Origin of the sequence: Micromonospora sp. A3M-1-15, from assembly GCF_024213425.1 — a bacterium.
Classification (GTDB): Bacteria; Actinomycetota; Actinomycetes; order Mycobacteriales; family Micromonosporaceae; genus Micromonospora; species Micromonospora chersina.
On the sequence record NZ_JANAVK010000001.1, the window covers coordinates 562674 to 575972 of the forward strand.

The 13299-nt window shown below is 71.1% G+C and carries 11 protein-coding genes; 6 read left to right on the forward strand and 5 right to left on the reverse strand.

Annotation, left to right across the window (positions count from 1 at the left end; genetic code table 11):
• Positions 1-37: 37 nt before the first annotated feature.
• From NLX85_RS02470 to NLX85_RS02480, 3 genes are read right to left on the reverse strand one after another with little or no spacing between them, the layout of a single operon-like run.
• The gene (locus NLX85_RS02470; RefSeq protein ID WP_254331399.1) at positions 38-877 is read right to left on the reverse strand and encodes a carbohydrate ABC transporter permease; all 840 of its coding nucleotides are present in this window, start codon (positions 875-877) and stop codon (positions 38-40) included.
• Positions 874-1872 (reverse strand): carbohydrate ABC transporter permease, encoded by a 999-nt coding sequence (locus NLX85_RS02475; protein WP_254331400.1) that lies wholly within the window; start codon positions 1870-1872, stop codon positions 874-876. Before NLX85_RS02475 ends, NLX85_RS02470 begins: the two co-directional genes overlap by 4 nt.
• 52 nt (positions 1873-1924) lie before the next feature.
• Entirely contained in the window at positions 1925-3217 is a 1293-nt protein-coding gene (locus NLX85_RS02480) for an extracellular solute-binding protein (protein WP_254331401.1), read from the reverse strand.
• 253 nt (positions 3218-3470) lie between these two features.
• On the opposite strand from NLX85_RS02480, the gene NLX85_RS02485 reads away from it, so the two are divergent.
• The 3 genes from NLX85_RS02485 (at position 3471) to NLX85_RS02495 (ending at position 8228) form a co-directional block, all read left to right on the forward strand.
• Positions 3471-5096 carry a glycoside hydrolase family 43 protein gene (locus NLX85_RS02485; protein ID WP_254331402.1) on the forward strand — a complete coding sequence of 542 codons (1626 nt, stop codon included), beginning with the start codon at positions 3471-3473 and terminating at the stop codon, positions 5094-5096.
• 250 nt (positions 5097-5346) lie between these two features.
• Complete coding sequence (locus tag NLX85_RS02490) at positions 5347-6540, forward strand: endo-1,4-beta-xylanase (protein ID WP_254331403.1); 1194 nt, start codon at positions 5347-5349, stop codon at positions 6538-6540.
• Positions 6541-6818: 278 nt separating this feature from the next.
• On the forward strand, positions 6819-8228 hold the full coding sequence (locus NLX85_RS02495; protein ID WP_254331404.1) for an endo-1,4-beta-xylanase: 1410 nt from the start codon (positions 6819-6821) through the stop codon (positions 8226-8228).
• Between the two features lie 76 nt (positions 8229-8304).
• Here NLX85_RS02495 and NLX85_RS02500 read toward each other — a convergent pair whose 3' ends face one another.
• Positions 8305-9189 carry an aminoglycoside phosphotransferase family protein gene (locus tag NLX85_RS02500; RefSeq protein WP_254331405.1) on the reverse strand — a complete coding sequence of 295 codons (885 nt, stop codon included), beginning with the start codon at positions 9187-9189 and terminating at the stop codon, positions 8305-8307.
• Between the two features lie 175 nt (positions 9190-9364).
• On the opposite strand from NLX85_RS02500, the gene NLX85_RS02505 reads away from it, so the two are divergent.
• Positions 9365-9982 (forward strand): hypothetical protein, encoded by a 618-nt coding sequence (locus tag NLX85_RS02505; protein WP_254331406.1) that lies wholly within the window; start codon positions 9365-9367, stop codon positions 9980-9982.
• A gap of 13 nt (positions 9983-9995) precedes the next feature.
• Here the strand turns inward: NLX85_RS02505 and NLX85_RS02510 are convergent, their stop codons facing one another.
• On the reverse strand, positions 9996-11087 hold the full coding sequence (locus tag NLX85_RS02510) for a winged helix DNA-binding domain-containing protein (protein WP_254331407.1): 1092 nt from the start codon (positions 11085-11087) through the stop codon (positions 9996-9998).
• Between the two features lie 186 nt (positions 11088-11273).
• Between NLX85_RS02510 and NLX85_RS02515 the strand changes: the two genes are divergently transcribed.
• Complete coding sequence (locus NLX85_RS02515; protein WP_254331408.1) at positions 11274-11606, forward strand: hypothetical protein; 333 nt, start codon at positions 11274-11276, stop codon at positions 11604-11606.
• 10 nt (positions 11607-11616) lie between these two features.
• Entirely contained in the window at positions 11617-13281 is a 1665-nt protein-coding gene (locus tag NLX85_RS02520; protein WP_254331409.1) for a DUF885 domain-containing protein, read from the forward strand.
• Positions 13282-13299: the final 18 nt, after the last annotated feature.

Consider the following 13299-nt stretch of genomic DNA (forward strand, 5'->3'; position numbering starts at 1 on the left):
CCCGCCCTTTCGTCGTCGCCCGGGCACCCGGGCCCGCTCAGCCCTTGACGCTGCCCGCCAGGCCCCCGATGAGCTGGCGTTCGGCCACCGCGTAGAAGCCCAGCGCCGGCACCATGGAGAGCACCACGTACGCGAGCACCCGCGCGGTGTCGTCGGAGTACTGCCCCTGGAAGGCCTGCACCCCCACGGGCAACGTCCACCAGCTCTGGTCGGTGAAGACCACCAGCGGCAGCATGAAGTTGTTCCAGCTCGCCACGATCGCCAGCACCGAGACGGTGGCCAGCGCCGGGCGGGCCATCGGCAGCAGCACCCGCCAGAAGAACCCGAACGGGCTGCAGCCGTCCAGCGTCGCGGCCTCCTCGACCTCGGCGGGGATGGTGCGGAAGAACTGCCGCAGGATGATGATGGTGACCGGCAGCCCGAACGCGGCCTGCGGCAGGATGACGCCGAGCGGGTTGTCCAGCAGGCCCATGGTCCGCAGCAGGATGAACAGCGGCAGGATGGCCACCGCGAACGGGAACATCAGTCCCACCGCGAAGAGGGTGAACAGGAACTCCCGGCCCCGGAAGGAGAACCGGGCGAACACGAAGGCGGCCATCGCCGCGGCGCCGACCACGACGAGCGTGGTGGCGAGGGCGATCAGCGTGCTGTTGCCGAGCTGCCGCCAGAACACGCCGGAGGCCAGGATGCCGGTGTAGTTCTCCGGCACCCACGGGTCGGGCCAGCCGAGCGGGTTGCTCGACAGCTGGCCGTTGTCCTTGAACCCGCCGAGCACCCCGAAGCCGATGGGCACCACGATGAGCGCGCCCACCGCGATCGAGATCAGGTGCAGGACGAGGGAACGGGTCCGCTCGCCGGGCTTCTGCCTGGTGGTCATCCCTGGACTCCCCTGGTGGTGATCGCGCCCTCGGTGTCCCGCCGCAGCACATACCGCTGGTAGATCAGCGCGAAGACGAGGCTCAGGATGAACATGACCATGCTGATCGCGCTGGCGTAGCCGACCTCGAACCGGCGGAAGCCGTACTGGTACATGGTCACGGCCATGGTCTCGGACGAGTGGATCGGACCGCCGCCGGTGAGCACCCAGACCATGTCGAAGAGCTGGATGGTGCCGATAACCGACAGGAAGATGCTGATCCGGATGGTGGGCCCCAGCAGCGGCAGCGTGACGTGCCGGAACACCTGCCAGGCACCGGCCCCGTCGGTGGCCGCGGCCTCGGTCAGCTCCCGGGGGATGCCCTGCCGGCCGGCCAGGTACAGGACCATGTGGAAGCCGAAGTACTTCCACGAGATCACCAGGAACAGGGCGAACAGCACCGTGTCGGGGTCGGCGAAGATGGCCCCGGCGTCCGCGCCGAGCCACCGGGCAAGGCCCTCGCCGAGGCCCCGGCTCGGGGAGAACACCAACGTGAACAGCACGCCGGTGGTGACCTCGGAGAGCACGTACGGCGCGAAGAAGAGCAGCCGGTACGCGCGGCGGCCCGACAGCCGCTGGTTGAGCAGCATGGCCAGGCCCAGCGACACCGGCAGCTGGATGACCAGCGACAGCGCGATCAGCAGGAAGGCCCGCCAGAGGTCGCCCCGGAAGGTGGGATCGCCGAAGGCGCGGGTGAAGTTCTCCAGCCCGACGTTGTTCTCGGGCAGGCCGAAGCCGTTCCACTTGAACACGCTGGCGTAGCTGGCGACCAGGATCGGTGCGACGACCAGCAGCAGGAACAGCACCAGCGCCGGGGCCAGGAAGATGGCGATGGTGCTCAGGCGGCCGATCCGGGGCCGGGCCCGGCGGCCACGCGAGGGCGTGGTCGCCGGGCCCGCCGGGAGCTCGGTCGCCGTATCGGCGCGTTGCAGGCCGGGCATCGTCGACGGAGTCATCGTGCCTGCTCCACTCGGTTGTCGGCGGCGGCTTCGGGGTGGCGGGACATCGCTACTGGCTCTTCGCCACCGTGGTGATGTCCTTGACGATCTGCTCCGGCGTCTTCGAGCCGGCGATCAGCTCGGCCACGCTGTCGTTGACCTGCTGGCCGACCGCCGGCGGGTACGCCTGGTCCAGGTAGAGCTGGAACCCGGTCGCGCTCGCCAGGGTCTCCGCCACGGTCTTGTTGTTGGGGTCCTTGATCCCGTCGACCGCGTCCTTGACCGTGGGCAGCACGGCGCCGGTCGCGGCGGCCTTGCGCTGGTTGCCGACCTCCAGCAGCGTCTTGAGGAAGTCGACGGTCGCCGCGGGGGCGTCCTTGCCCACCGCGAAGCCGTTGCCGCCGCCGAACGCCTCGGCCACCGAACCCTTGCCGCCGTCGACGGCCGGGAACGGGAAGAAGCCCAGCTTGTCGCCCAGCCCCTTCTTGCTCGTGGAGGAGGAGGCCTCCACGGCCGGGGCCCACTGGCCCATCAGCTCCATGGCCGCGCCGCCGTTGCCCATCGTGGCGGCCTGCCCGTCCGGCGTGCCGTAGCCGGCGCCGAGGAAGCCCTTCTGGAACGGCTTGAGGTCGACCAGTTCCTTCAGGCGCTGGCCGGCCGCGACGAAGTCCGGGGTGTCGAAGTTGTGGTCCTTCGCGGCCTGCTGCAGGGCGCCGAGGCCGCCGATGCGCATGGCCAGGTACGCCCAGTAGTAGTGACCGGGCCACTTCTCCTTGCCGGCCAGCGCGATCGGGACCACACCGGCGGCCTTGATCCGGCTGACCGCCGCCAGCAGCTCGGTCCAGGTCTTCGGCGCGGCGGTGACACCCGCCTTGGCGAAGAGGTCCTTGTTGTACCAGAAGCCGACCATGCCGATGTCGAACGGGACACCGTAGATCTTGCCGTCGATGGTGAACGGCTGCACCGACGCCGGCAGCAGGTTGCCGATCCACGGCTTCACGTCGTCGGTGAGGTCCTTGACCAGGCCGGCGTCGACCTGCTGCTTGAGCACGCCACCGCCCCAGGACTGGAACAGGTCCGGCGGCGAGCCCGCCTGCGTGGCGGTTGTCAGCTTCGCCTTGAACGCCTCGTTCTCCAGCGGCTGGACGGTGACCTTGACGTTGCTGTGCGCGGCCTCGTACTCCTTGGCCATGGCCGCCCAGACCGGCAGCATCGGCTCGGTGTTCTGGATGTGCCACCAGTTGATGGTCTGCGGCGCGTTCGGATCTTCGGCCTTGTCATCGCCGCAGGCGCCGAGCAGGAGCGCGCCGGCGCCGGCGCCGGCCAGACCCAGCAGCGATCTGCGGGAGAGGTGCGCTGTCATGTGCCATCCCTTCGAGGACTCAACGAGGTGCTCGGACGCGGAACCGATCAGCGGACCGCGGAAGCGCGGCCCCGGAAGTTTCGGTCAACCTGCCGGTATTTTCAGGTGATGGCGGGCACGTTACGACGCCTCAACTTCGCGGTCAAGGCCCTGTCGCAACTCGACTTCAACCGTTACGGTGGGCGGGATTTCTGAAAGTTCCGGGCGAGTGCTTCCGGAAATTTGACGGAGGACCGATCAAAAGGAGCCGTACATGTCGACCGAGATCGCAGACGTGGCCACCGCCGCCCGGTCGATCCGCAACCCGGTCCTCACCGGGTTCCACCCGGATCCCTCGATCCTGCGCGTGGGGGACGACTACTACCTGGCCACGTCGACCTTCGAGTGGTATCCGGGGGTGCGCGTCCACCACTCCCGCGACCTCGTGCACTGGCGCGCGCTGGGCGGGATCATCACCGACCGCCGCCTGCTGGACCTGCACGGCTGCGGGGACTCCAACGGGGTGTGGGCCCCGGACCTGTCCTACCACGACGGGCTCTTCCACCTGGTGTACAGCGACGTGGCCAGCTTCGCCAGCGGCTACTGGGACCCGCAGAACTACCTCACCACCGCGCCGGACATCACCGGCCCCTGGTCGGATCCCGTGCCGCTGCACGCGCACGGCTTCGACGCCTCGCTCTTCCACGACTCCGACGGCACGAGCTGGCTGCTGAGCATGAGCGCGGACTGGCGGCCGGGCCGGGACCGTTTCGGCGGCATCGAGATCCAGCGCTACGACCGGGACCGGCGCCAGCTCGTCGGCAAGGCCGAGATCATCTTCCGGGGCACCTCGGCGGGCCTGACCGAGGGGCCGCACCTCTACCGCCGCGACGGCTGGTACTGGCTGGTCACGGCCGAGGGCGGCACCAGCTGGGAGCACCAGGTGACGGTCGCCCGCTCGCGCCACCTGCACGGTCCCTACCTGGCCGACCCGGCCGGGCCGCTGCTGACCTCCGTCGGCCACCCGGACCTGCGGCTGCAGAAGGCCGGCCACGGCAGCCTGGTCCAGACCCAGCACGGCGACTGGTACCTCGCCCACCTCGTCGCCCGTCCGTACACGACCCGGGGCAACTGCGTGCTCGGCCGGGAGACCGCGATCCAGAAGGTCGACTGGCCCGCCGCCGGCTGGCCCCGGATCCCCGGCGGGGTGCCCGCCGAGGAGATCCCGGCGCCGGGCCTGCCCGAGCACCCCTGGCCGGACGAGCCCGCCACCGACGACTTCGACGACCCCGAGCTGGGCACCTGCTGGTCGACGCTGCGCCGCCCGGCCAGCGTGGACTGGCTGGACCTGCGCGCCCGCCCCTCGTACCTGCGGGTGCACGGCGGGCAGTCCCCGGTCGGCCGGCAGCGGCCCAGCCTGGTCGCCCGCCGGGTGGGCGCCGAGCGCTGCTCGCTGGAGACCGTCGTCGAGTTCGACCCCGTCGACCACCGGCACCTGGCCGGCGTCACCGCCTACTACAACACCCTCAACTGGCACTACCTCTACCTCACCCGGGACGACGAGGGCCGGGTGGTGCTGGAACTGCTCAGCTCCGACCAGGGCCGGCGGAAGACGTACCCGGAACTCACCGTCGACGTCGGCGGCGCGTCGCGGGTCGGCCTGCGGGCGGTGTTCGACGGGCCCGTGGTGCGCTTCGGCTACGACGCCGGCGACGGGTGGCGCCAACTGCCGGTCGGGCTCGACGCGACGATCCTGTCCGACGAGCACGCCGCGCTGATCATCGACGGCGAGCCCGCGGCCTGGGGCTTCACCGGCGCGTTCCTCGGCCTGTGGGTGCAGGACCTCGGCAACGACGGGGTGTACGCCGACTTCGACCGGGCCACCTACCTCGAGCACTGACCGTCCGCGCGCCGTCCGTGGCCGGACCGGTCTCCGGAAGTTCCGGAGGTTGACGGGGCCAGATCGACGACCGTAACGTTCCGGCTCAGTACCGGAAATTGTCTCGGAAGTATCGGCGCCGGCCGCGTCCGGTCCGTCCTCCGGCCACCCGCCCGGGGACCGACCCGCCGCCCCACGGGCGCCGTTTCACCGCATCGCACGATCCCTGCCTCGTCGACCCTGTCGACCCTCCATCCGGGAAGGAACGCAGATGAAACTCAGACGGTGGATAGCCGCCGGCGCGGTCGCCATCGCGACCGTCGGGGCGCTCAACGTCGCGCCGGCCACGGCCGGCCGCTCGTACAACCCGGCCGACCAGAGCCTGCGCAACCTCGCGCTGCGCCACGGCCTGGCCATCGGCACGGCCGTCGACCTGGCGGCCCTCGACGACCCTGCCGACCCCCGGTACCGCCAGCTCGCGGCGTCGGAGTTCTCCACGGTCACCGCCGAGAACGCGATGAAGTGGGAGAGCCTGGAGCCGACCCGCGGCAGCTACAACTGGGGGCCGGCGGACCAGCTCGTCGCCTTCGCCAAGCAGAACAACCAGCGCGTACGCGGGCACGTCCTGGTCTGGCACAACCAGCTGCCCGGCTGGCTGACCAGCGGCGTGTCCGACGGCTCCATCAGCGACACCGAGCTGCGCGACATCCTGCGGAACCACATCACCGCCGTGGTCACCCACTTCAAGGGCCGGATCTGGCAGTGGGACGTGGTCAACGAGGCGGTCAGCGACCCCTGGGACACGCCGTCGACCCTGCACTACAAGGGGTTCTGGGCCCAGCACCTCGGTCCCGGCTACATCGCCGACGCCTTCCGCTGGGCGCGCGCGGCCGACCCGCACGCCCTGCTGTTCTACAACGACTACAACATCGAGGCGTTCGGCTCCGGCGACCCGGCCAACGACAAGACCCAGTTCGTGTACGACATGGCCAAGGACCTGCTGGCCCAGGGCGTGCCGATCGACGGTGTCGGCAGCCAGGGCCACCTCGGCACCCAGTACGGCAACTTCGACACCCTCCAGGTCGCCGGGGCGCTGCGGAAGTTCGCCGCGCTGGGGCTGGCCACGGCGTTCACCGAGGTCGACGTGCGCAGCCAGCTGACCGCGGGCGTCCAGGCGGGCGACTCCAACGAGATCAACCCGCGGTTGCAGGCGTCGGCGGCGAACTTCAGCGTGCTGCTGCAGGCGTGCCTGGCCGAGCGGCACTGCCTGTCGTTCACCGTCTGGGGGTTCACCGACAAGCACTCCTGGGTGCCCGGCTGGTTCTCCGACCCGCCGGAGGGCCTGGCCACGATCTACGACGAGAACTACCAGCCCAAGCGGGCGTACCAGGAGATGAAGGCCGACCTGATCTACAGCGGCCCGCCGTACGTCCTGCCGCGCGTCCCGCAGCGGCCGCGCCGCTAGACGCACCTCCACCCGAGCGGGGCCGGTCGGTCGACCGGCCCCGTTCGGCGCGTCCGGGACCCGCCACGCCGTCGCGCCATCGGGCCCCTTCGGTGGCATTGATAGTTCGAAATTGTTCCGGTACTTTTTCGAGAGATGCACTTCGATTGACTCACGGTGGGACCGGGACATGGTCCCGATCCGCGTGGCTCCGGGCGGCCGCGCACCGAGCCGACCACCGTGGCGGGCAGTCGTCGAGGTAGCCGTCCTCATCGGTACAGACATCGAAAGGCTCCCTCATGGACAAGGTGCTCGCCCGCGGCAGCGGGAGTTCGACGGGTCGACGGCGAACCCGGGTCGCGCTGGTGTCGGCAGCGGCCGGGGTGGCGCTGGTCGCCGCGTCGGTGGCGGTGGCGACCAGCGCCAGCGCCGGCACGACGCTCGGGGCGTCGGCGGCGGAGAAGGGCCGGTACTTCGGCACCGCGGTGGCCGCGAACAAGCTGTCGGACGCCACCTACGTCGGCATCCTGAACCGCGAGTTCAACATGGTCACCCCCGAGAACGAGATGAAGTGGGACGCCACCGAGCCGTCCCAGAACCAGTTCAACTACACCAACGCCGACCGGATCGTCAGCCACGCCCAGGCCAACGGCATGCGGGTCCGCGGCCACGCGCTGGCCTGGCACTCGCAGCAACCGGGCTGGGCGCAGAACCTGTCCGGCACCGCGCTGCGGCAGGCCATGGTCAACCACATCACCCAGGTCGCCACCCACTACAAGGGCAAGATCTACGCGTGGGACGTGGTGAACGAGGCGTTCGCCGACAGCGGTGGCGTCCGCCGCGACTCCAACCTCCAGCGCACCGGCGACGACTGGATCGAGGTGGCGTTCCGCACCGCGCGGGCCGCCGACCCGGGCGCCAAGCTCTGCTACAACGACTACAACACCGACAACTGGACCTGGGCGAAGACGCAGGCCGTCTACAACATGGTCAAGGACTTCAAGGCACGTGGCGTGCCCATCGACTGTGTCGGCCTCCAGTCGCACTTCAACAGCGGCTCGCCGTACCCGGGCAACTACCGCACCACCCTGGAGAACTTCGCCGCACTCGGCGTCGACGTGCAGATCACCGAGCTGGACATCGAGGGCTCCGGCACCACCCAGGCCACCACCTACGGCAACGTCGTCAAGGACTGCCTGGCCGTGTCCCGCTGCACCGGCATCACCGTGTGGGGCATCCGGGACAGCGACTCCTGGCGGGCCAGTGGCACCCCGCTGCTCTTCGACGGCAACGGCAACAAGAAGCCGGCGTACACGGCGGTGCTCGACGCGCTGAACGGCGGCGGCACCACCCCGCCGCCCCCCACGACGACCCCGCCGCCCACCAGCGCCCCGCCGACCACCCCGCCGCCGTCCGGCAACGGCTGCACCGCGTCGCTCGTCACCAACCAGTGGCAGGGCGGCTTCGTCACCACCGTGCGGGTCACCGCCGGCGCCACCGCGCTCAACGGGTGGGCCGTCGCGCTGACGCTGCCGTCGGGCGCGAGCCTGGTCAACACCTGGAACGCCCAGCCCAGCGCCACCAGCGGCGCGGTGACCTTCCGCAACGTCGCCTACAACGGCCAGGTCGGCGCCGGCACCACCACCGAGTTCGGCTTCCAGGGGAACGGCACCGCCCCCGCCGGCACCCCCACCTGCACGGCCGGCTGACCGACCGCGGCCCGGCGCGGGGGTGCTCCCGCGCCGGGCCGCGGTTACCCCAGCGGCCGCGCGGCCGGCGCGTTGATCAGGGGCGGTCGGACAGCACCGCTCCCACCGCACGCTGGGCGACGGCGTACATCGTGGGGTTGGTCTCCCGGTAGTAGGTCAGCGCGCTGATGAAGGTCAGCGCCCACCCCTTGCCCCGCGCCCAGGTCGCGTCGTCGAACCCGGCCGTCTCGCGGAACACGTCACGTGAGCCGGCGTCGAGCAACGTCCACGCCGCCATGGCGTCGCAGGCGGGGTCGCCGACGCCCGCCGCGCCGAAGTCGATCAGACCGCACAGCCGGCCGCCCTTGACGAGCACGTTGCCCGCCAGCAGGTCACCGTGGCTCCAGACGGGCGGGCCGTCCCAGGCCGGCGCGGCCAGCGCCGCCTCCCAGACGGAGATGACCGCGTCGACGTCGACCAGGCCGCGGGCGGCCTCGGTCCACTCCCTCAGGTACTCGTCGCGGCCGCTCAACGGCCCGCCGCGGTAACCGACCGGGGCGCCCGCGGTGTCCGCCCGACGCAGGCCGGCCACCAGCTCCCCGAGGTCGGCGGCGAACCGTCGCGGATCGGTGTTGCCCTCCGCCGGGTGCTCGCCGTCGACCCAGCGACACACCGCCCAGGGCCACGGGTACGACTCGGCCGGCCGGCCGACGGCGCACGGCTCCGGCACCGCCACCGGCAGGTGCCTCGCGAGGACCGGCAGCCACTCGTGCTCGAACTCGACCTGGTCGACCGCGGATGCGATGCGTGGCAGCCGGACCGCGAGGTCGTCGCCGAGCCGGTAGATCGCGTTGCTCGTACCTCCGGAGGGCACGGGCGTGACCGGCCGGTCCGCCCACCGCGGGAACTGCCCGGCGACCAGCCGTCGGACCAGGGCGCTGTCCGTGCGTACCTCGTCCTTGTGCATCTGCCCTGCGGGCATTCCGGCCCTCCTCCGGTCGCGGTCGTCCGTGCACGCTAGTCGGAGCCGTCGCCGATGTCCCGGGAGTTACCGGTCACGCTGACCACCCCCGAGTTCGTCACACCCGTCGGGCAAGCTGGCCGCTTCCGACGTGGGCCGGTGCGGCATCGGCCCCCCGAAAACCTGGAGGGAAACCGTGGCGGTCACCGCCGACGACCTCGACGCGGCCCTGTCCAGCGTCGTCGCCAGCCTCCGACCGGCGGCCGGGCTGGACTGGTCCGTGCCGGCGGGCAGCCTGGAGTGGGACTGCTGGCACACCGCCGAGCACGTCGGTGACTGCCTGATGTCGTTCGCGGGCCAGCTCGTGGCCCGACCGGAGAAGCGGTTCGTGCGCTTCATGGCAGCCGCCGACAAGGACGCGTCCCCGGAAGAGGTGCTGGAGTTCGCCGAGGCAGGTGGCCGCATCCTGGCCGCCACCGTACGCACGGCCGGACCGGAGGTCCGGGCCTACCACCCCAGCGGCCGAGCCGATCCGGAGGGCTTCGCCGCCATGGGGTGCGTCGAGACCCTGCTGCACGGGGACGACATCGCCCAGGGCCTCGGCCTCGCCGTCGATCCCCCGCGTGACGTGTGCGCGCGGCTGCTCGCTCGACTGTTTCCGGACGCGGCGCGGGACCTCGCCGACGTCGCGGCGCGGGACCTCGCCGACGTCGACCCGTGGGCGGCGCTGCGGTGGTCCACCGGGCGCATCGCGCTGCCGCGGCGCGCGCAACTGAAGGAGTGGCGCTGGCGCGCTGCCCCGTCCGGGGAATGAGCCTCTTCCCAACCTAAGCGGGGAATTCGACGCCGGCGAGAGCGACAGAGCGGTACGCGGCGAGGCGTTCGGCCTGTTCGACGATGCCGTTGCGCGTGCTCGCGGACAGTGTCCGCCACGGCTGGACGGCCACCTTGAACGTCCTGCCCGACTTGCGGGGACGCCAGGTGCCGACCAGTTGACCGTCGACCAGGACGGCGCCGGGGCGACCCAGCACCGGCCACAACTCCTTGGCGTGGGCCGTGTCCGGCACCAGGGTCGCCCGGTCCTTGGCCTGGAGGAACAGGTCGTACGGGCCGAGCAGACGGGTTGCCGTGGCCTCGGCCGATTCCCACGCCTGCTCGTCGGCGGCCAGCAGCGAGCGCGCCTCCCCGCCGACCACCACCTCGATCACATCTTCGGGCCAGCGTGCCTTCACGTCCTTGACCGGGGCGTCGAGATAGTCGGCCACGTGCTTGGGGGTGGCCGGGCCGAGCAGACGCAGATACGCGCGGATGAGGTCGAGCCGGTCGTCCGAGGTGGCCGCCTTCGTGAACCGTGCGATGCGTTGCAGGACCGGGGGCGACGTGTCGAGCTGGAGCTCCAGTCCGGCCCGCACGGCGGCCAACCGGAACGGCATCTCGTAGAGGTGGGTGGCGTTGCATGGCCGGCAGAACCGCAGGTAGGGCTCCGGCATCACCTCGGCCAGGCGGCCGGAGACGTCGCCCTTGACCGTCGGCTGCGTGACGATGGCTCGCAGGTGAGCCGCCACCTCGTCGAGGGCGGCCAGGATGCCGATGCCGGCCGCCTTCAACGGCTTCGCCGCGTCGTAGATGCGCTTGCCCGCGTCGGCGTCGGAGAACGGCTCGACCGCGGCCGCCACCTTCCCCACGTCAGCGCGGCGGTAGAGGTGAGGAGCGCCCCGTACGGTCCACAACAGGATCAGGTCCTCCGCGGACATCGCCGGCACATCGACCCCGCGGATGGCCAGCGCCCACCGGCCGCCGTCCGGACCGGTGTCCTGCACCCCGATGTCGAGCACGGCGGTGTCTGCCAGCGTGCCCTCCGCTCGGTCGAGCTGCTGGGCCCGAACGCGGAAGTTCATCACCTGGCGCTGATCAACCACCCTCACACCCTAGTCAGCGGACCCGCGTATGGACCAGAACTGGTGGGTCATCTACATTCGGTCGATGAATGTGGGCGCGGTCGTCGAGTTTGGTCTGGTGGTCTTCGGAGGCCCCACCTTCCTCTTCCTCCTCGCCGTTCTGACCGCCTGGTGGAAGCAGAAGAACTGACGACTTGTGGAGGGGGAATGTTCTTCAAAGTCGTCATCGTGGTGCTCGTGAGCCTTGCGGGGCCGGCGGCAATGATCTGGGTTGCCAACTGGCCCTTCAACACCCCCTGGGAGAAGGATCTCAGTGCCGGGGAACGCCGGATCCACGCAGAGCACAATCGGCGTCATCGCCGCGCTGTGGCACGCATGCTTTCTCCCACTCTTGCCATCGGGTTCGGAATTGCATCGGTGAGCCTTTTCACCGGCTCGAAAAGCGATCCGTTCGCGGCAGTCGTCATGGGTGCGTGTTCGGCCGTGTGCCTGGGCGTGTTCGCTGCGTTGGTCAGGAGCGGGCGCAGGCGGCGGCCCTAGCATTGCCCCCATGATCGAGGATTTCGCGGATCGACTCCTGCGCGACATGGCCGGCCTCGATCCCTGCACCGCCGTCGTCGAGGCCGGCGAGCAGGACGTCGACGGGCTCACCGACTACGGCCCGGAGGGCCACCAGGCCCGCGCCGACCTCGCCGCCCGCGCCCTGCGCGAGCTCGACATCCTGAGTGACGCGCGGCCGGCCGCAACCGCGCTGCACGCCCACCTCGCCGAACGGCTGCACACGCGTATCGCCTTCCACGACGCCGGCGAGGACCTGCGCGAACTGCACACGGCGGCCACCGGTCCGCTCCAGCTCATCCGCCAGGCCGTCGGGGCCGCGGTTCCCGGCCGCGACGCCGGGCGCGCGGCCTTCGAGGAGGGCTGGGCTCGTGTGGGCGCACGCCTGGCCGCGATCCCCGCGGCCCTCGACGGGTACGCCCGCAGCCTCCTGGTCGCCGCCGAGCGCGGCAAGCTGCCGGCGCGACGCCAGGTGGAGCTCGTCACGCAGCGCTGCGGTAACTGGGTCGACGACGATGTCGCCCTGGTGGACCGCTACGGCGAAGGGCGTCAGCGGGCGTCGTTGCAGGCCGCGGCGACGGGCGCGCGAGAGGCGTACCAAAAGCTGGCCCGGATGCTGACCGCGGACCTGGCACCGCGGGCCGTTGATGAGGAGGCGTTCGGCCAGCAGCGGTACGCACTCTGGGTGCGCACCTTCCTCGCGGCCCAGCCTGGCCTGCGCGAGTTGTACGACTGGGGCTGGGACGAGTTCAGGTCGACAGAGGCAGAGCTGATCGCCGAAGCGAAGGCCCTGGGCGGGAGCGTGCCGGAGGTGCTCGCCTGGCTCGCCAGCCCCGACGCACCCGGCACGCTGCACAGCAGGGAGGCGTTCGCCGCATGGCTGCAGGAGCTGTTGGAGGCCACCACCGAGCGACTGGACGGCGCGTACTTCGACATCCCCGCCCCGCTGCGCCGCATCGAGTCGCAGTTGACCACGTCGTCCGGCGTTGCCTACATCGGGCCGTCGCGGGATCTGACGCGGCCGGGCCGGGTCTGGTGGTCCCTCCCCGAGGGCGAAGCCAGCTTCCCCACCTGGTACGCCTACAGCGTCGCCTATCACGAGGGCGTTCCCGGCCACCACCTCCACCTCGGCGCCGAGGTCTGCCGGGGCGGCCTCGGGCCGCGGCTGAACCTGCTGGGCGGCCTCTCCGCCGGCCAGGAGGGTTGGGCACTGTACGCGGAGCGGTTCATGGACGAGCTCGGACTCTATGAACAGCCGGGTGCCCGGCTGGGGCATCTGTACATGCAGCTCCTGCGGGCGGCACGGGTGGTGCTCGACATCGGCCTGCACCTGCGACTGCCGACACCCTCCGGTGACGGGGCACGCTGGACGCCGGAGGCGGCGCTGGAGTTGCTGCGGGACCGCTGTCACCAGGGGCCGTACGCGTCCGCTGAACTCGCGCGTTACCTGGGCCGGCCAGGGCAGGCGCTGGCCTACAAGGCGGGTGAGCGCGTGTGGCGGGCAGGGCGCGAGTCCTTCCCCGGCGACCGGCGGACATTCCATCGTCAGGCGCTGGAGCTGGGCTCGCTGGGCCTGGACCAGTTGACGGCCGCCCTCCAGGGTGACCGCGCACCACTCGTGCACGGCGGTGAGACAAGCCAGGGACCCCGCTTGTAGCGGCACGTTCGCCATAAA